This window comes from Pseudomonas sp. M5 (assembly GCF_016907075.1).
Classification (GTDB): Bacteria; Pseudomonadota; Gammaproteobacteria; order Pseudomonadales; family Pseudomonadaceae; genus Aquipseudomonas; species Aquipseudomonas putida_E.
Map to the genome: position 1 here is coordinate 149,940 of NZ_JAFBBH010000001.1, position 18,399 is coordinate 168,338.

The 18,399-nt window shown below is 63.6% G+C and carries 17 protein-coding genes; 5 read left to right on the forward strand and 12 right to left on the reverse strand.

The window, feature by feature from the left end:
• Nucleotides 1-6: 6 nt before the first annotated feature.
• Entirely contained in the window at nt 7-1,446 is a 1,440-nt protein-coding gene (gene hydA, locus JOE27_RS00670; RefSeq protein WP_046787272.1) for a dihydropyrimidinase, read from the reverse strand.
• Between the two features lie 616 nt (nt 1,447-2,062).
• On the opposite strand from hydA, the gene JOE27_RS00675 reads away from it, so the two are divergent.
• Entirely contained in the window at nt 2,063-3,565 is a 1,503-nt protein-coding gene (locus JOE27_RS00675; RefSeq protein WP_204917556.1) for an NCS1 family nucleobase:cation symporter-1, read from the forward strand.
• 13 nt (nt 3,566-3,578) lie between these two features.
• Complete coding sequence (locus JOE27_RS00680) at nt 3,579-4,862, forward strand: Zn-dependent hydrolase (RefSeq protein ID WP_115275315.1); 1,284 nt, start codon at nt 3,579-3,581, stop codon at nt 4,860-4,862.
• Between the two features lie 76 nt (nt 4,863-4,938).
• On the opposite strand, the gene JOE27_RS00685 is transcribed toward JOE27_RS00680, so the two are convergent.
• Both JOE27_RS00685 and JOE27_RS00690 read right to left on the reverse strand, forming a co-directional pair.
• Nucleotides 4,939-5,904, reverse strand: a complete 966-nt coding sequence (locus JOE27_RS00685) for a ribonuclease Z (protein WP_204917558.1) — start codon at nt 5,902-5,904, stop codon at nt 4,939-4,941.
• Between the two features lie 62 nt (nt 5,905-5,966).
• Complete coding sequence (locus JOE27_RS00690; protein ID WP_204917560.1) at nt 5,967-6,533, reverse strand: lipocalin family protein; 567 nt, start codon at nt 6,531-6,533, stop codon at nt 5,967-5,969.
• A 206-nt stretch (nt 6,534-6,739) separates the two neighbouring features.
• On the opposite strand from JOE27_RS00690, the gene JOE27_RS00695 reads away from it, so the two are divergent.
• Nucleotides 6,740-7,552 carry a crotonase/enoyl-CoA hydratase family protein gene (locus JOE27_RS00695; RefSeq protein WP_115275314.1) on the forward strand — a complete coding sequence of 271 codons (813 nt, stop codon included), beginning with the start codon at nt 6,740-6,742 and terminating at the stop codon, nt 7,550-7,552.
• Nucleotides 7,553-7,585: 33 nt separating this feature from the next.
• Nucleotides 7,586-8,416 carry an NAD(+) diphosphatase gene (gene nudC, locus JOE27_RS00700; RefSeq protein WP_119688642.1) on the forward strand — a complete coding sequence of 277 codons (831 nt, stop codon included), beginning with the start codon at nt 7,586-7,588 and terminating at the stop codon, nt 8,414-8,416.
• Here nudC and JOE27_RS00705 read toward each other — a convergent pair.
• The 9 genes from JOE27_RS00705 to yegQ form a co-directional block, all read right to left on the reverse strand.
• Entirely contained in the window at nt 8,384-9,163 is a 780-nt protein-coding gene (locus tag JOE27_RS00705) for a TSUP family transporter (RefSeq protein ID WP_115275313.1), read from the reverse strand. The two genes, nudC and JOE27_RS00705, sit on opposite strands and share 33 nt — an antisense overlap.
• Before the next feature lie 208 nt (nt 9,164-9,371).
• Complete coding sequence (locus JOE27_RS00710; RefSeq protein ID WP_119688643.1) at nt 9,372-10,202, reverse strand: alpha/beta hydrolase; 831 nt, start codon at nt 10,200-10,202, stop codon at nt 9,372-9,374.
• 118 nt (nt 10,203-10,320) lie between these two features.
• The gene (locus tag JOE27_RS00715; RefSeq protein WP_204917562.1) at nt 10,321-11,676 is read right to left on the reverse strand and encodes a glutamine synthetase family protein; all 1,356 of its coding nucleotides are present in this window, start codon (nt 11,674-11,676) and stop codon (nt 10,321-10,323) included.
• Between the two features lie 9 nt (nt 11,677-11,685).
• Nucleotides 11,686-12,237, reverse strand: a complete 552-nt coding sequence (locus tag JOE27_RS00720) for an XRE family transcriptional regulator (RefSeq protein ID WP_204917564.1) — start codon at nt 12,235-12,237, stop codon at nt 11,686-11,688.
• Nucleotides 12,230-13,519 (reverse strand): FAD-binding oxidoreductase, encoded by a 1,290-nt coding sequence (locus JOE27_RS00725; protein WP_204917566.1) that lies wholly within the window; start codon nt 13,517-13,519, stop codon nt 12,230-12,232. Before JOE27_RS00725 ends, JOE27_RS00720 begins: the two co-directional genes overlap by 8 nt.
• Before the next feature lie 252 nt (nt 13,520-13,771).
• Complete coding sequence (locus JOE27_RS00730) at nt 13,772-14,770, reverse strand: alpha/beta hydrolase (RefSeq protein ID WP_115275309.1); 999 nt, start codon at nt 14,768-14,770, stop codon at nt 13,772-13,774.
• A 75-nt stretch (nt 14,771-14,845) separates the two neighbouring features.
• A complete protein-coding gene (locus tag JOE27_RS00735) occupies nt 14,846-15,283 on the reverse strand; it encodes a YqaA family protein (RefSeq protein ID WP_039604685.1) in 438 nt (145 codons plus the stop codon).
• Complete coding sequence (locus JOE27_RS00740; protein ID WP_115275308.1) at nt 15,283-15,711, reverse strand: DUF411 domain-containing protein; 429 nt, start codon at nt 15,709-15,711, stop codon at nt 15,283-15,285. Before JOE27_RS00740 ends, JOE27_RS00735 begins: the two co-directional genes overlap by 1 nt.
• Before the next feature lie 116 nt (nt 15,712-15,827).
• Nucleotides 15,828-17,189 carry a tRNA 5-hydroxyuridine modification protein YegQ gene (gene yegQ / locus JOE27_RS00745; protein WP_115275307.1) on the reverse strand — a complete coding sequence of 454 codons (1,362 nt, stop codon included), beginning with the start codon at nt 17,187-17,189 and terminating at the stop codon, nt 15,828-15,830.
• Between the two features lie 128 nt (nt 17,190-17,317).
• Here yegQ and JOE27_RS00750 point away from each other — a divergent pair, with 128 nt between their 5' ends.
• The gene (locus tag JOE27_RS00750) at nt 17,318-18,382 is read left to right on the forward strand and encodes an AI-2E family transporter (protein WP_046787253.1); all 1,065 of its coding nucleotides are present in this window, start codon (nt 17,318-17,320) and stop codon (nt 18,380-18,382) included.
• The last annotated feature ends 17 nt before the right edge of the window (nt 18,383-18,399 follow it).

The following is an 18,399-nucleotide window of genomic DNA, read 5'->3' on the forward strand; positions in this document are numbered from 1 at the left end:
ACAGCTTCAGCGCTGGACGGGTATCGGGCGCTGCTGCTCGGCGCGGCGGCCCAGGACCTCGTACACCGAGGGATACGCCGGGCGCTCCACGTAACGCCCCGCGCCAGGTTCGGCACGCAGGTCGCCATCGGCCCAGACCACGCGGCCCTGGCTGATGGTGTGGCTGGGAATACCGCGCACGGTGCGGCCTTCGAAGATGTTGAAGTCAACACGCTGGTGGTGGGTTTGCGCGCTGATGGTGCGCGTGCCCTGTGGGTCCCACAGCACCAGGTCGGCATCGGCGCCGACGCGGATGGCGCCCTTGCGCGGGAACAGGTTGAAGATCTTCGCGGTGTTGGTGGAGGTCAGCGCGACGAATTCATGCATCGACAGCCGCCCGCTGTTGACGCCAGCGTCCCACAACACCGCCATGCGGTCTTCGATGCCGGCGGTGCCGTTGGGGATGCGGCTGAAGTCGTTGCGGCCCATGGCTTTCTGCTCGGCGCAGAAGCAGCAGTGGTCGGTGGCCGTGGTGTGCAGGTTGCCCGATTGCAGGCCGCGCCACAGGGCTTCTTGATGCTCGCGCGGGCGGAACGGTGGGCTCATGACATAGCCTGCGGCGGTGGCCCAGTCCGGGTCGCGGTAGACGCTGTCGTCGATCAGCAGGTGCCCGGGCAGCACTTCACCGTAGACCGGCTGGCCCTTGGCCCGGGCATAGGTGATTTCGTCCAGCGCTTCACGGCTGGAGATGTGTACCACGTACAACGGCGTACCAATGGTTTCGGCGATGCGGATGGCACGGCTGGCAGCCTCGCCTTCGACTTGCGAAGGGCGCGACAGCGGGTGCGCTTCGGGGCCGGTCAGGCCTTGGGCGAGCAGTTTTTGCTGCAGGTGGTAGACCAGCTCGCCGTTCTCGGCGTGCACGGTGGGTACCGCGCCCAGTTGCAGGCAGCGCTCGAAGCTGGCGACCAGGGTGTCGTCGGCCGCCATGATCGCATTCTTGTAGGCCATGAAGTGCTTGAAGCTGTTCACGCCATGTTGGGTGACCAGCTCGCCCATTTCTTCGGCGACCTGCTCACTCCACCAGGTGATGGCAACGTGAAAGCCGTAATCGGACGCGCTCTTTTGCGCCCAGCCGCGCCAGGTGTGAAAGGCCTCCAGCAGCGATTGCTGCGGGTTGGGGATAACGAAGTCGATGATCGAAGTGGTGCCGCCGGCCAGCCCGGCGGCAGTGCCGCTGAAGAAATCCTCGCTGGCCACTGTACCCATGAAGGGCAACTGCATGTGGGTGTGCGGGTCGATGCCGCCGGGCATCAGGTACTGGCCGCTACCGTCGAGGATCTCGCAGTCGGTAGGGGCTTGCAGGTCTTTGCCAATGGCGCGGATCTGGCCATCGACACACAGGACATCAGCGGGGTAGCTCTCTTCGTGGGTGACCACGGTGGCGCCACGGATCAACAGGGACATGCCGTCTTCCTCGCAGGCTGACCGGTCTGTGCCGGTTCTTCAATTGTTATGCGCCAGTGGCTGGAGGATGAATTTCAATCCTGTCAGGCCTGACAAGAATGGAATTTAGATGCTCATTGTGGATTGTTCAAGAAAATAATTTATGAGCTTATATCTTCTATAACTAATTGTTTTTTAACGATTAATTTCAATAATCACCAAAATGGTGAGGCCTTTCACCATTTTGACGCACTTGACAAGAAGCCAAATTGGTCAAGATTTTCCATGCAAAATCAGCTGCTTGAAACCTGGCCGGGAGGCGCAAGGCGCGCCACTGAAAAACCAGGCTGCACCAGTTTGAAACCTGATGCAGGGGCCAGGGCCGGCCCATGGCGCTGACAGCGGCAGGCGAAGGCATGACCGTGCCATCGCGGCAAGCGGATCAATGCCTTGCAGATCAGTTGATTACCTGCGGTCGGCGGCGGCCGGCCGGGCAGCCGAAGGCCAGCCCGGCACGTATTTTGAGTACGGCCACAACCGCCAGGCCGGACCGCAGGAGCAGTACTGGTGGTGTATGTACTCCGGCCATCGCGTTAGCCCGATGAGCAGACAATTAGAAAAATCTGGAGAAGGCCCCATGCAACAGAGCAGATCGCAAGTGATCGAGCAGGATGGCCTGTTCGAGCTGTCCGCAGGCAGTGACGTACTCGACAGCCCGCGCTACAACCACGACATCGCGCCCACAAAAGTGCACCAGCGCACCTGGAACACATGGCACATCACCGCATTGTGGGTGGGCATGTCCATCTGCGTGCCCACCTACACCCTGGGCGGCGTGCTCACGGCCTACTTTGGCCTGAGCGTGGGCGAGGCGTTGCTGGCGATCCTGCTGGCCAACCTCATCGTGCTGATCCCGCTCACCCTCAACGCCTTCCCCGGCACCAAGTACGGCATTCCCTTCCCTGTGTTGCTGCGTTCATCGTTCGGTATCTTCGGCTCCAACGTACCGTGCCTGATACGCGCGGTGGTTGCCTGTGGCTGGTTCGGCATCCAGACGATGTTCGGCGGCTTGGCCATTCACCTGTTCCTGGGCTCGATCTTCGATGACTGGAAAGCGCTCGGTGGCACCGGTGAAGTGATCGGCTTCATGGTGTTCTGGGCCCTCAACCTGTGGGTGGTGTTGCGCGGCGCCGAATCGATCAAATGGCTCGAAACCCTGTCGGCGCCGCTGTTGGTGGCGGTCGGCTTCGGCCTGCTGTTCTGGGCGTTGCCGCACATGTCGATGACCGAGCTGCTGGCCCAGCCGCCCAAGCGCCCGGAAGGGGCGAGCGTAGTGAGCTATTTCTGCGCCGGGCTTACCGCGATGGTCGGTTTCTGGGCCACTTTATCGCTGAACATTCCGGATTTCAGCCGCTACGCCAAGAGCCAGAAGGACCAGATCCTCGGGCAGATCTTCGGCCTGCCGCTGACCATGTTTTTGTTCGCCTCCCTGGGCGTAGTGATGACCGCCGCCTCGGCGTCGCTGGTGGGTGAAACGGTGTCCGACCCGGTGAGCCTGATCGGCAAGATCCAGAGCCCGGGCTGGGTGGCACTGGCCATGGCGCTGATCGTCATCGCTACGCTGTCGACCAACACCGCGGCCAACATCGTCTCGCCGACCAACGACTTTCAGAACATTGCCCCGCGCCTGATCGGGCGTACACGTGCCGTGTGGCTGACAGGCTTCATCGGCCTGGCGCTGATGAGCCACGAGCTGCTGAAAAAACTCGGCTGGATCGTTTCCGAGATCAGCCTGGAGAGTGTCTATTCCAACTGGCTGCTGGGGTACTCCAGCCTGCTTGGGCCGATTGCCGGGATCATGGTGGTGGACTACTTCCTGATCCGTCGGCAGAAGCTGGATCTGGCCGGCCTGTACCGTGATGACGTTTACCCGGCCTGGAACTGGGCAGGGTTTGCTGCCTTTGCGCTACCTGTGGCACTGACCGTGATGGCCATTGGTAACAGCAGTTTCAGCTGGTTCTACGACTATGGCTGGTTCACCGGGTCGCTGCTTGGCGGGGCGTTGTACTACGCCCTGGGCGGCTTGGCGGTACGTGGGCCAGTGCAGCCTGTGATCAATGCAGACAACAAAAACGCCTGAGGAGGCCTGACCCATGACCGCAGCCCAACAAGCCCTGCTATCGACTGAACGCCACGTTAACAGTGACCGCCTGTGGCAATCGCTGATGGACCTCGCCCGCCTCGGGGCCACACCCAAGGGTGGTGTCTGCCGCCTGGCGCTGACCGACCTCGACCGCCAGGCCCGCGACCTGTTCGTCGAGTGGTGCGAGGCGGCCGGTTGCAGCGTCAGTGTCGATGCCGTCGGCAACATCTTTGCCCGCCGCCCTGGGCGCAATCCCAAGCTGCCACCGGTGATGACCGGCAGCCACATCGACACCCAGCCCACCGGGGGCAAGTTCGATGGCTGTTTCGGGGTGATGGCGGGCCTTGAGGTGATACGCACCCTCAATGACCTGGGCATCGAGACCGAAGCACCGCTGGAAGTGGTGGTATGGACCAACGAGGAAGGCTCGCGCTTTGCGCCCTGCATGATGGGCTCGGGGGTGTTTGCCGGCAAATTCACCCTGGAGGAAACCCTGGCCAAGCGTGACGCCCAGGGCGTGAGCATGGGCGAGGCGTTGACTGCCATCGGCTACGCCGGCCAGCGGGCAGTGCTTGGCCACCCGGTAGGCGCGTATTTCGAAGCCCATATCGAGCAGGGACCGATCCTTGAAGACCAGGCCAAGACCATCGGTGTGGTGCTTGGGGCGCTGGGGCAGAAGTGGTTCGACCTGACCTTGCGCGGCGTTGAAGCCCATGCCGGCCCTACGCCGATGCACCTGCGCAAGGATGCACTGGTCGGCGCTGCGGCGGTGGTGGAGGCGGTCAACCGGGCGGCGCTGGGCCATCAACCGCATGCCTGTGGCACGGTCGGTTGCCTGCAGGCCTACCCCGGTTCACGCAACGTGATCCCGGGCGAAGTGCGCATGACCCTGGACTTTCGTCACCTCGAAGGTGAGCGGCTGGACGCGATGATCGCCGACGTGCGGGCAGTGATTGAAGCCACCTGTGACAAGCACGGGCTGAGCCATGAACTGGTCCCCACGGCCGACTTCCCAGCGCTGTACTTTGACCGCAGTTGCGTCGATGCCGTGCGCGATGCTGCGCAGACCTTGGGCCTGCCGCACATGGATATCGTCAGCGGGGCAGGGCATGACGCGATCTTCCTGGCCGAGTTGGGGCCGGCGGGGATGATCTTCGTGCCTTGTGAAAACGGCATCAGCCACAACGAAATCGAGAACGCCACCCCGCAAGACCTGGCAGCGGGCTGTGCGGTGTTGCTGCGGGCCATGCTGGCGGCGTCGGAGGCGATCGCCAGCGGGCGGCTGGCGGCTTGATGCCTGAGCGTCCCATCGCCGGCCCGCAGATCACAAAACCGATGGAGAACAGCGCGATCATGTCGCTTGGGATTTGCTAGGTACCCGTGACGCGGCCCAGGCACCCATCGCGCCCGATATGGTAACGCTGCAGGTCCTGGGCCAGGGTCAGGTTGCCGCTGTAATGGGCCTGCGCCTCTTCCCTTACCTCGGCGATGCATGGGCTGCGCCGAGGGTCCGGCTGATAGCGGGCACTGAAGTGCGTCAGCACCAGGTTGCGCACACCGGCCGTTTCGGCGAAGCGCGCCACCGCTGCCGCACTGCTGTGGCCGAAGCTGACACCTGTGCGGGCGATGATCGGTTGTGTGAATGTCGCTTCGTGCACCAGTACATCAACGTCTTTTGCCGCCTCGGCCAAGAGGTCGGGGTTGTCATTGTCGCCGCAGACGATCACCCGCCGTGCCGGCCGCGAGGCGCGCAGGTAGTCGCGGCCATGCAGCACGTGCCCGGCATGCTCCACCGTGAGGCCCTTGGCAAGGTCGCCCCACAGCGGGCCGCGCGGGATACCTTCGGCATCCAGGCGCTGCACGTCAAGGCGCGGCTCGGGGTTGAGCTCGGTGAACACGAAAGCGACGCTGGGCACCCGGTGCGACAGCTGTACGGTGCTGACGGCAAGGGTATCGCTGCGCCATTCGCCCAGTTGCTCGACCGCCAGCAAACGCAGTTCGAACGCCAGGAAGGTATCACTGGCAGCCAGGCTCAGGCGCACCCAGTCGTGCAAGGCGGCCGGCAGCACCAGGTCCAGCGGCGCCGTGCGCCCGCTCATGCCGGCGCTGGCCAGCAGGCCCGGCAGGCCGAAGCAATGGTCGCCGTGCACATGGGTGATGAAAATGGCGCGCAGGTCGCGGACCGACAACGGGGTATGCAGCAGTTGATGCTGGGTACCTTCGCCGCAATCGACCAGGTACCAGTGGCTGCCGCTGGCTTCGATCACGGCGGTGGCGCTGACGTTGCGCGCCTTGGTGGGCACCCCGGCCGAGGTGCCCAGAAACAGCAGGTCCAATGACTGACTCCAAGTTTGATTAGGCGCTCACCCTGGCCCGAGCGAACCAGGGCGTCGATGAATCAGGGTTTTACTGCATCATCGCCCTGCCGCCAGATCAGCTCGCTGGTGTCATAACCCTGTTTCTGGGCAATGGCCAGCATCTGTTCGCGGGTCTGGTCGTTGATGACCGGGGTGCGTGACAGCAGCCACAGGTATTCGCGGTTGGGGTGCCCGACCAGCGCTACGCGATAGTCCTTGTCGTGATACAGCACCCAGTATTCACCCTTGGTCAAGCCTGGCGCCAGGCGGCTGAACCAGTTGTCGAAGGTGACCCACAGCTTGTCGGTCTTGCCCGGCTGCTGCGCCTCGGCGATGCCCTTGGCCTCGTTCCATTGGCCGTCCTTTTCCTTGCAGCGGTTGGTCACATCGATGCGACCGTCTTCGCGCAAGCCATAGTTGGCTTCGGACTGCACGCAGTTGCGCTGGAAGAACATCGGCAAGCGCGCCTGCTCGTACCAGGTGCCCTGGTAGCGCTGCAGGTCGACCTGCTGTGTGGCCGGTGGCGCACGATGCTCATCGCTCGAACCGGCGCAGCCCGTCAGGGCCAGTGTAATGCAGGAAACAATCAGGGCTGTACGCATCGCCATGGCAAACCTCTTGGGAAGGGATGAAGAGCTTACCTGTGTTTCGATGCGTGTGCGGGGCAAAAGTTGTATGGGTTTTTTTGTGCAGGGCAAACCTCTGTCGCAGGCGCCTGAGCAACCCGGGCAAGTCCCGCTTTTGGCACAAGTACGGCAACCAGGCTGGGTTAACATCCGCGCAGTGAACCTTTATCCCCGCAGGAGTGCAGCCCGTGACCGAGTACAGCGCATTCAAGGTCGAACTGACCGACAACATCGCCCATGTGCAGATCAACCGCCCTGAGAAGATCAACGCCATGAATGCTGCCTTCTGGGAAGAGATCGTCGATATCTTCCAGTGGGTCGACGACACCGATGCGGTGCGCGCCGTGGTCATCAGCGGCGCGGGCAAGCATTTTTCCTCGGGTATCGACTTGATGATGCTGGCCTCGCTGGCCGGCCAGATGGGCAAGGACGTTGGCCGCAACGCGCGCCTGCTGCGCCGTACCATCCTGCGCCTGCAGGCCTCCTTCAATGCCGTGGACAACTGCCGCAAGCCCGTGCTGGCGGCCATCCAGGGCTACTGCATTGGCGGTGCCATCGACCTGGTGTCGGCCTGCGACATGCGCTATTGCAGCACGGACGCGCAGTTCTCGATCAAGGAAATCGACATGGGCATGGCCGCAGACGTCGGCACCCTGCAACGTTTGCCACGTATCATCGGCGACGGCATCATGCGCGAGCTGGCCTTCACCGGGCGTAACGTTGCGGCCGACGAGGCGCTGCGCATCGGCCTGGTCAACCGGGTCTATGATGATCATGCTGCATTGCTCGACGGGGTCTTTGCCATTGCCCGCGAGATTGCCGCAAAATCACCGATCGCTGTAGCGGGCACCAAGGAGATGCTCAGCTACATGCGTGACCATCGCATCGATGATGGCCTGGAGTACATCGCCACCTGGAACGCCGCCATGCTGCAGTCCGAAGATTTGCGCGTGGCTGTGGCGGCGCACATGAGCAAACAGAAACCGACGTTCGCCGACTGACCGGGCCGGGGGACGCAGTAAAGGAACCCCGACATGTCAGCACGCTGGACTAGCGCAGTACTCGACCCGCAGATCACCGGGGGCTGGGCTGTCGCCCGCAGCCCGGAAGGGTTTTTGGTGGACGCCAATGGCGCGCTGTTCCCCCGCGACTGGCTCAAGCGCCAGGACCTGGATGTGCTGGCCGAGCACGGCATCGGCCATTTCGACGGCGAGCCGGTGTTCCTGCTGGAGCTGCGCAGCGCCGCCGAGGTGCCCGGTTGCGGCTGGCGCGGCTTGCGGGCATTCATGCTCGAAGGTGATTTCGATCTTTATAAAGTGCTTGGCTACGCCGCGCAGATCGGCACCTGGGCGCGTGAGCACCGTTTCTGTGGCAGCTGCGGCCAACCGATGATGCAGATCCGCTGGGAGCGGGCGATGTACTGCCAGCCCTGCGACCTGCGCAGCTACCCACGCATTTCGCCGAGCATGATCGTGCTGGTGACCCGTGGCGACGAAATCCTGCTGGCCCGGTCGCCGCGCTTCGTCACTGGCGTTTACAGCACCCTTGCAGGCTTTGCCGAACCAGGCGAATCGGCCGAGGACTGCCTGGTGCGCGAAGTGCGCGAAGAAGTGGCGGTGGAGGTGCGCAACATCCAGTACGTCGGCAGCCAGTGCTGGCCGTTCCCGCATTCGATGATGCTGGGCTTCCACGCCGAGTATGCCGGCGGCGAGATCGTCATGCAGCCGGACGAGATCGAAGACGCCAGGTGGTTCAACGTGCACGACCTTCCACCGCTGCCAGCCGGGCGCTCCATCGCCCGGTACCTGATCGATCTGTATGTCGCCAGGCGTTCAGGCCTGCCCGAACCAGTGTTGCCACGCTAGGCGCACGGTCAGCGCCAGCACCACGGTGATGAACACCGGGCGGATGAACTTGCTGCCGCCGCTGATCGCCGTGCGTGCGCCGAAGAACGCACCCACCATCACCGAAAGGCCCATGCACAGGCCGACGACGTAATCCACCTGCCCGGAAATGATGAACACCGTCAGCGCCGCGATGTTGCTGACGAAGTTCATGCTGCGCGCCACGCCGCTGGCGCGGACCAGGTCGATGGGGTAGAGCAGCAGCGTGCTCACGGTCCAGAACGCACCGGTGCCGGGCCCGGCCACGCCATCGTAGAAGCCCAGGGTGAAGCCCTGCGGGAACTGCCACTTCTTCTTGATCGGCGCATCGGCATCCAGCGGCGCTTTGGGCGTACCCCCGAACAGCAGGTAGATGCCGCAGGCGAAGACGATCACCGGCAGCATCTTGTTCAGCCATTCGGCCGGCATGTAGTGGGCGACGACCGCGCCGATCAGCGCGCCGACCAGGGTGGCGAACAAGGCCGGGCGCCATTGCGCCGGGTGGAACAGCTTGCGTTTGTAGTAGGTGAAACCGGCGGTGGCCGAGCCGAAGGTCGAGCTGAGCTTGTTGGTGCCCAGCACCAGGTGTGGCGGCATCCCGGCGGTGAGCAGTGCCGGGGTGGTGAGCAGGCCACCGCCGCCAGCGATGGCGTCGATGAACCCGGCGACGAAGGCGACCAGGGCGAGGATCAGCAGGGTGAGTGGTTCTACGGTGAGTTCGAAGGGCATGGGTGTCTGGCAGGCAGGAGGCAGGCAGGGTGCGGCAAACTGCCGCGCTAGAAGGGCACCATGGTAATCCCGGGCGGGATGCGTTGCCAGTGCCGGCCTCTTCGCTTGGCAAGCCCGCCCTCACAGGTTTTGCACAGTACTCAAGACCGGTGATAGTCCTGAGGGAGCAACTGTCTTGCCGGCGATGAGGCCAGCGCGGAAGATCACGTCAGCTTCGGATAAAGGCCAGCAAGTCCGCATTGATCACATCGGCATGGGTTGTCGGCATACCGTGCGGGAAGCCCTTGTAGGTCTTCAATGTGCCGTTGGGCAGCAGCTTGGCCGACAGCGGGCCGGAATTTTCATAGGGAACGATCTGGTCATCATCACCATGCATCACCAGCACGGGCTGCTGGATCTTCTTCAGGTCTTCGGTGAAGTCAGTCTGGGAAAACGCCACGATCCCGTCGTAGTGCGCTTTGGCGCTGCCGATCATGCCTTGGCGCCACCAATTGGCAATGACCCCTTCGGCCGGCTCGGCACCGGGCCGGTTATAGCCATAGAACGGGCCGGTCGGCACATCGCGGTAGAACTGTGCCCGGTTACTCGCCACCTGTGCCTGGAACCCGTCGAAAACCGACTTGGGCAAGCCGCCAGGGTTGTCTGGTGTTTGCACCATCAAGGGCGGCACGGCGGCGATCAGCACCGCTTTGGCCACCTTGTCGCCGGGGTAGCGGGCCATGTAGCGCACCACTTCGCCACCTCCGGTGGAGTGACCGACATGCACCGCACCCTGAATACCCAGGTGCTCGACCACGGCGGCCACGTCATCGGCATAGTGGTCCATGTCATGGCCGTCCCATACCTGGCTGGAGCGGCCGTGGCCGCGGCGGTCGTGGGCGACCACTCGAAAACCTTGGCCAAGGAAGAACAACAGCTGCGCGTCCCAGTCGTCTGCGCTGAGCGGCCAGCCGTGGTGGAAGTGGATGACCGGCGCATCGCGCGGGCCCCAGTCCTTGTAGAAGATCTGAACGCCATCCTTCGTGGTCACGTAGCTCATGGTCGTGTCTCCTCTGTGCAGGGGGATTGCCGAGTGAGCTATTCAGAATAGGAGAGTTTTCTGTCTTGTCAGTACCGGCCTCTTCGCCGGCAAGCCGGCGATGAGGCCAGTATCTGTCTCAAAGGAACCACCGGTACTCGCGGGCACTCACCTCCTGCATGAACGCCAGGTGGTCCTGGCGCTTGTTCTCGCAATACACCATCACGAACTCTTCCCCCAGCCCTTCATTTACGGCCGGGTGCCCACGCATGGCTGCGACTGCGCTGGGCATGTCCTTGGGAAAGTCGACCCCGCTGGCGCGATCGTCATTGAGCGGCGCAATTGGCTCCAGCGCGGCATCCAGCCCATGCTCCATACCGCACAAGATGGCCGCCAGCACCAGATACGGGTTGGCATCTGCCCCCGCCAGGCGGTGCTCGATACGCACATTGCAAGCATCCGACTCGGGGATGCGCAGGCACGCATCACGGTCCTCGAAGCCCCAGCTGGCGCGGCTGGCGGCATTGACCATGGCGCCGTACCGGCGAAACGCATTGTGGTTGGCGGCGAATATCGGCATGCAGTGCGGCAGCAAGGCCAGGCAACCGGCCACTGCATGGCGTAGCGGGCGCTGCTGGTCGGCCGCAAGCAGGTTGTTGCCGGCCTTGTCGTACAGGCTGACATGCACGTGCATACCGCTGCCTGGCGCCTGCAGGTAGGGTTTGCTCATGAACGAGGCGCGCAGCCCGTGCTTGAGCGCCACGCCACGCGTGCTGCGGCAGAACAGGGCGGCCCAGTCGGCGGCACGCAGGCCGTCGTCGCAGTGGCCGAAGTTGATCTCGAACTGGCCAGGGCCGAGCTCGGCGGTGATGACGTTGGCGTCGACCCCTTGCGCGTTGGCGGTTTCGACCATGTCGCGCAGCACGTCGCTGAACCGCGACAGCCGTTCGATGTGCATGTTGGGCTGGTCGTCCGCGTCATCGCTGAACGGGTCGCGGGGGAACTGCGGCAGCCCCTGCTTGAGTGCCCGGTCGAACAGGTAGAACTCCAGCTCGAACGCCACCACCGGGCGAATGCCGCGCCGTTCCAGGCGCTGCAGCACGCGGGCGAGCACCTCCCTGGGCTCGAACTCGATGGGTGAGGCGGTGCCGTCGGAGCTGATCAGCATCTGGCCCAGCGGTTCGCGCTCCCAGCTGACCGGCTTGAGTGTGCCGGGCACCAGGCGCCGCAGGGCGTCCGGGTCGCCGTCGTTGAAGCAGTAGTCGCCAATCGGGAACAGCCCGCCTTGCACGCCCAGCAGCACGCAGTTCTGCGGCAGTTTCAGCGGGCTGCCGGCGGCAACCTTTTCGAGCATGTCGATGGGGTAGCGTTTGCCGTAGAAATGCCCGGGGATGTCCAGGCTCAGCAGGTCGACGTGGCGTACTTCGGGGTAACGGGCGCGGAAGGCACGTACTTCGCTGAGCAGATCGGCAAAACCTGTCGTTGTCGTTGTCATGCTGTGCTCTCATCGGAAGACCCAGAGGACACGGGTCGTCTGGTCAGTCAGGTTGGCGTAGCGGAAATGGCTGTGCGCAGGGAGCTGGAAGCTGTCGTTGGGGCCGAGTGTGACGGCGTCCGGGTGGCTATCCAGCCACAGGGTCAGCGCGCCTTCAAGGACGAAACCGCCTTGTTCGGCGCTGTCGTCCAGATGCCCCTCGCCACTGCTGGCGCCGGGCGCCAGGTGGCTTTCGAGCATGGCAAAGCTGCCGTTGAGGGTCGGCGAGACCAGCACATCGCTGATGCCTTCGGCGTAGTAGATCGTGCGCCGTTCACCGGGGCGGGTGACCCAGTCGAGTTCGCGCGGTTGGCTGGCCTGGTAGAAATAGGTGGTGGGCACGTGCAGCGCTTCGCTGATCGCAGTGAGGTCGGCCACGGTCGGCTGCGACAGGCCGCGCTCGACCTGGGACAGAAAGCCCAGCGAGCGCTTGACCTTGATCGCCAACTCGCCGAGGGTCAGCCCGCGGTGCTTGCGCAGGCCACGAATCAGCAGGGCCAGGCCCTGGGCGTCTTCAGACATGATCGCGCATCCGGTACCAGGCCTTGGCTGCGGCCTCCAGCGGGGCAGCCAACAGGTCACCCCCCAGGAAACGGCCATTGTCGATGCCTTGGTACAACGCCAGCAGGTCATCTTCGCCCAGGATCGCGTCGCTGACCGCGCGCGCCGCTGCCAGGGTTGGCAGCACGCCATGGCCGGAAAAGCCCTGCAGCCAGTAGCGCTGGCCGTCGCGGCCGATGTCCGGGGTGCGCTGGATGCTGCAGTCGATATGCCCGCCCCAGGCATAGTCGATGGCAACGCGCGCCAGTTGTGGGAACACACGCTCAAGGTAGGGGCGGGTGGCGCTGGCCACGTCCTTGGGAATGCCGCCCAGGTAGGTGCAGCCGCCGCCGAACAGCAGGCGGTGGTCCGGGGTGAGGCGGAAATAGTCCGGTACGAACTGGTTGTCGATCACGCAACTGTTGCGTGGTAGCAGCGACCGGGCGAAATCCGCGTCCAGTGGCGTGGTGGCCACTTGATAGGAGCCCACCGGCAGCAGCCGGCGCGACAGGTTGCGGTCAAGGCGGTCGATGTAGGCGTTGCAAGCCAGCACCAGCACCTCGCCGTGCACCTCGCCATGGTCGGTGCGGGCGATGTAGCCATTGGCGCTCTGCTGGTAGTCGAGTACCTGGCTTTGCTCAAAGATTTGCCCGCCGGTAGCCTCGATCGCGCTGGCCAAGCCCTGGGCCAGTTTCAGCGGGTTGAGGTGCGCGCCCTTGGCGTCGTACAGGGCAGCCTGGTAGCGCGGGCTGTCGATCCACTGGGGCAACTCGTCACGGCCGATAAGGCGCAGGGCCTGGTAGCCCCATTTCTGTTCGGCATCAAGCAGGGCTTGTTCCAGCATTTTCACCCGGCGTGGCAGCACCGAGGTCCAGAGGCTGCCGGCCCGGTAATCGATATCGAAGCCGTGCCGTTGCGGCAGTTCACGCATTTCGTCGGCAGCCCAGCACATGCTGTCCCACAGGCGTCGGCTGCGTTCCACGCCCAAGGCTTTCTCGATGGGCGGCATGTCGCACGACCAGCCCAGCAGCGCCTGGCCACCGTTGCGACCGGATGCGGCCCAGGCCACCCGGCTGGCTTCCAGCAGGGTCACACGCTTACCCGCCAGGGCCAGGCGCAGGGCAGTGTGCAGGCCGCTGAAGCCGGCGCCGATGATGATCACGTCGGTGTCGTGCCGGCCTTGCAGGGTAGGGCGCAGGGGAATGCTGGCAGGGTAGGTGCGGGCGTAATAACTGGCGACGTGCTGGGCGGATTGCCTGAACATGCCTTGGCCTCATGAAATTTTTTATGATTATTTTCATGAAAATTTAGCAGGGAATTTTCATTGCGCCAGTCGATGAATCGCACCCACCAGGCAAGGCATGGTAACCATCGCCTATCATCAGTGGCGCGCTGCAACAAATGCGCGGGGGTGCCCGCGATGCGCCGCGACGGCTGCGTTCAATCCAAAGGGCGCAGCAAATGCCCGTGGCATGCCCCCGGCAGCCCCCGACACCCAATGCGCCCCATCATATCCTCAGCGCCCAAGCCACTCGATCAGGGTGTTGTTGAAGCGCCGTGGCTCCTCGATCTGCGGCGCGTGCCCCATGCCCTCGAAGGTCACCAGTTCGCCTTGTGGAATCAGCTTGGCCACGTGCGGCCCCAGCTCCTTGTACTTGCCCAGCCGCGCCTTGACCTCGGGCGGTGCGATGTCACTGCCAATGGCCGTGCTGTCCTGGTCGCCGATCAGCAGCAGGGTTGGCATCTTCAAGTCTTTGAACTCGTGGTACACCGGCTGGGTGAAGATCATGTCGTAGATCAGTGCCGAGTTCCACGCCACGGCTTCATGCCCAGGGCCCTTGTTCAGCCCCGCCAGCATCTGTACCCAACGCTCGTACTCAGGTTTCCAGCGCCCGGCGTAATAGGTCTTGCGCTCGTATTCACGCACGCCGTCGGCATCGAGCTTGAGTTCGCGGGCATACCACTGGTCCACCGTGCGGTAGGGCACGCCGAGGGCCTTCCAGTCTTCCAGGCCGATCGGGTTGACCATGGCCAGGCGCTCGACCTGTTGTGGGTACATCAACGCGTAACGGGTGGCGAGCATGCCGCCGGTGGAATGGCCGAGGATGATCGCTTGCTTGACGCCCAACTGCTCCAGCAGGGCATGGGTGTTGCTGGCCAATTGCTGGAAGCTGTATTGGTAATACCCTGGCTTGCTTGAAGTGCAGAAGCCGACCTGGTCGGGCGCGATGACCCGGTAGCCGGCCTGGCTCAACGCATCGATGGTGGTTTCCCAGGTGGCGGCGCAGAAGTTCTTGCCATGCATCAGCACCACGCTATGGCCGTTGGCCTGGCCTTTGGCAGGCACGTCCATGTAGCCCATCTGCAGGCTCTGCCCCTGGGACTGGAAGTCGAAATGCTTGAGGGGGTGCGGGTAGCTGAAGCCTTCGAGCTGCTTGCCGTAGGTGGGTGATTCGGCGGCGATGGCGGGGGCGCCGATGAGGCAGGCAAAGGCCAGGGCGGTTGCGCGTAGCATGGGGGCACTCCGTGTAGGACCATGTAGGAATTGGCGACTTTAGCAGCCGCACAGGCACCTTAAACGTTAAAGGTGTTACCAGGCATGAAACCAACCCAGGGTAATCACGGCTACGACCATGTAACGCCCGCCCTTTGCCAGCGTGACCAGCAGCACGAAACGCCAGAACGGCTCACGCATGATCCCGGCAATCAGGGTCAACGGGTCGCCGATCACTGGCATCCAGCTCAGCAGCAACGACCATTGCCCCCAGCGCTGATAGCGTTGCTGGGCGCGTTCGAGTTGACGGGCGCTGAACGGGAACCAGCGCTTGTCGCGCAGGTGTTCGATGGCCCGGCCCAGCAACCAGTTGACCACCGAACCGAGCACGTTGCCCAGGGTGGCGACCAGCAACAGGGTCAGCCAGGCGTCGGGTTGACGCAGCAGCAGGCCCACCAGTACCGCCTCCGATTGCAGCGGCAGCAATGTGGCGGCGCCAAAGGCGCTGAGAAACAGCGCCCAGAGGCTCAGCATCAGTAGTTGGCGACTACGGTGTCCTGGCCATCCCGGGTTACCCCGATGACTTGATAGGCGTCCTTGCGATCACCCATTTCCATGCCTGGCGAACCCACCGGCATGCCAGGCACGGCCAGGCCCTTGAGGTCGTTGCGCTTGGCCAGCAGGCGCACCTGCTCGGCCGGGACGTGGCCTTCGACGAACTTGCCGTCGATCACCCCGGTGTGGCATGAAGCCAGCCGCGGCGCCACGCCGAGCCGCTGCTTGACGGCGCTCATGTTCGGCTCGACGTGGTCGTTGACGGTAAAGCCATTGTCACGAAGGTGGCTGATCCAGGCCTTGCAGCAGCCACAGTTGGGGTCGCGGTAGACGTCGATGGTCTCGCCAGCCTGTGCCAGGCCGGTGATGGCCAGCAGGCCGAGTGCGATCAGGTGTTTATGCAGCATGGTCGAACGACTCCTATGGGTAGGCAGGCGCCCCGCCCGCCATGCAAATGAGCTGCAGGATAGCGCAGGCGGCTTGCAGGCGCGATGTGCGCTGGCATGCTATCGGCCAGCAACTGTCAGCTGGCTGAACTGGACATTACACCTTTGTCAGCCAGTTCGTCCTGGCACAGGTCGCGCATCAGCAAGCCGTATTCCAGCGCTACCTGCTCCGGGATCGGCAGGTAGACCACATGGCCGTCCCCGGGCGCCACGTCGATGGCCTGCTGCTGACGACCGTACAGGTTGTGCAGGTCGAAATGATAGTTGCCGCGCGGGGTCATCAGCTCCAGATGATCGCCTACTGCGAAGCGGTTCTTCACCTTGACCTCGGCCAGGCCGTCCACCCGTGCACCGGTCAGTTCGCCGACGAACTGCTGGCGCTCGGACAGCGAATTGCCCCGCTGGTAGTTCTGGTACTCGTCATGCACATGGCGGCGCAGGAAACCCTCGGTGTAGCCACGTTGGGCCAGCGATTCGAGGTTGTCCATCAGGGCCCTGTCGAAGGGGCGCCCGGCAGCGGCATCGTCAATGGCCTGGCGGTACGACTGCACCGCACGGGCGCAGTAGAAGTGCGACTTGGTGCGGCCCTCGATCTTGAGGGAGTGCACACCCATGGCAGCCAGCCGCTCGACGTGCTGGATGGCGCGAAGGTCCTTGGCATTCATGATGTAAGTGCCGTGTTCATCTTCGAAGGCGGGCATTTCTGTACCGGGGCGATTGCTTTCGTGCAGCAGGAACACCTGATCGGTCGGTGCGCCCAGGCCCAGCGTCGGCTCGACCTCGCGCACGATGTCGCCGGCAGCGTTTTCGGTAGCGGGAGTCGCGTTGTACTTCCAGCGGCAGGCGTTGGTACAGGTGCCCTGGTTGGCATCACGCTTGTTGAGGTAACCCGACAGCAGGCAGCGCCCAGAGTACGCCATGCACAGGGCGCCATGGACGAACACTTCCAGTTCCATGTCAGGCACGTGCTGGCGGATTTCGCCGATCTCTTCGAGCGACAGTTCCCGCGACAGGATCACCCGGCTCAGGCCAAGTTGCTGCCAGAACTGCACGCTGGCCCAGTTGACCGTATTGGCCTGTACTGAGAGGTGCACAGGCATCTGCGGGAAGTGCTGGCGCACCAGCATGATCAGGCCGGGATCGGACATGATCAGCGCATCGGGCGCCATGTCGATCACCGGCGCCAGGTCCTTGAGAAAGGTCTTGAGCTTGGCGTTGTGCGGCGCGATGTTCACCACCACGTAAAAGCGCTTGCCCTGTGCATGGGCCTCCTGGATGCCCAGCGCCAGGTTGGCATGGTCGAATTCGTTGTTGCGCACCCGCAGGCTGTAGCGGGGCTGGCCGGCGTAGACCGCGTCGGCGCCGTAGGCGAATGCATAGCGCATGGTCTTGAGGGTGCCGGCAGGGGCCAGCAGTTCAGGCTTGGCGGGGATGTTCATGTGCGCACCGGGCAAAGGCGCGGATGCTAAGGCCGGCCTGCGTTGCGCGTATTGATTTGAATCAAGGTGGGCATGGCACTTTTACCAAAGTGGTGTGCACTAATGTCCAGCACTCACGAGGAACCGCCATGAACCAAACCGCTTTGCAGAACAAGGCCCTGGCAGTATTGCTGGCGCTGGTGACCATTGCCTTCGGCTGGATCCTGCTGCCGTACTATGGCGCCATCTTCTGGGCGGTGATCCTCGGCATCCTGTTCGCGCCGCTGCAGCGAAACCTGCTGATGCGCTTTGGCAGGCGGCGTAACCTGGCGGCGGCCACCACCTTGCTGATTTGCCTGTTGGTGGCCATTTTGCCAGTGATCATCACCAGCGCCTTGCTGGTGCAGGAGGGCGCCACCCTTTACCAGCGGATCGAGAGCGGGCAACTGGATATCGCCGGCTATGTCGAGCGCGGCATGAACATGCTGCCGCCTTTCATGCAGCACAGCCTGGACAGCATGGGCATGGGCAACCTGGAGGGGCTGCGCGACAAGATCACCAAATGGGCCACCCAGGGCAGCGAGATGCTGGCCACCCAGGCCTTCAGTTTCGGCCAGGGCACCTTCGAGTTTCTGATCAGTTTCGGCATCATGCTTTACCTGTTGTTCTTCTTTCTGCGTGAGGGCGCGGACGTGGCGCGGCGGGTACGCCTGGCCGTGCCGCTGCCAGAGCACCAGAAGCGCCGCCTGCAGTTGAAGTTCAACCGTGTGGTGCGCGCCACGGTGAAGGGCAATGTGCTGGTGGCGATCACCCAAGGCGCCTTGGGTGGTTTCATCTTCTGGGTGCTGGATATTCCCAGCGCGCTGGTCTGGGCGGTGATGATGGCGTTTCTGTCACTGCTGCCGGCAGTGGGCGCGGGGATCGTCTGGGCACCGGTGGCGGCGTATTTCCTGTTGACCGGGGCGATCTTGCAAGGGGTGATCCTGACCGCGTTTGGCGTGCTTGTGATTGGCCTGGTGGACAACCTGCTGCGGCCGATCCTGGTGGGCAAGGATACGCGTATGCCCGACTACCTGATCCTGGTGTCCACCTTGGGTGGGTTGGCCGTATTCGGGCTCAACGGGTTTGTGATCGGGCCGCTGATCGCGGCGCTGTTCATGTCGAGCTGGGGGATTTTCGCCGCGACCAAGCCGCAGGTGCAGTTGCCTCAATAGGGGCTGCCACGCAGCCC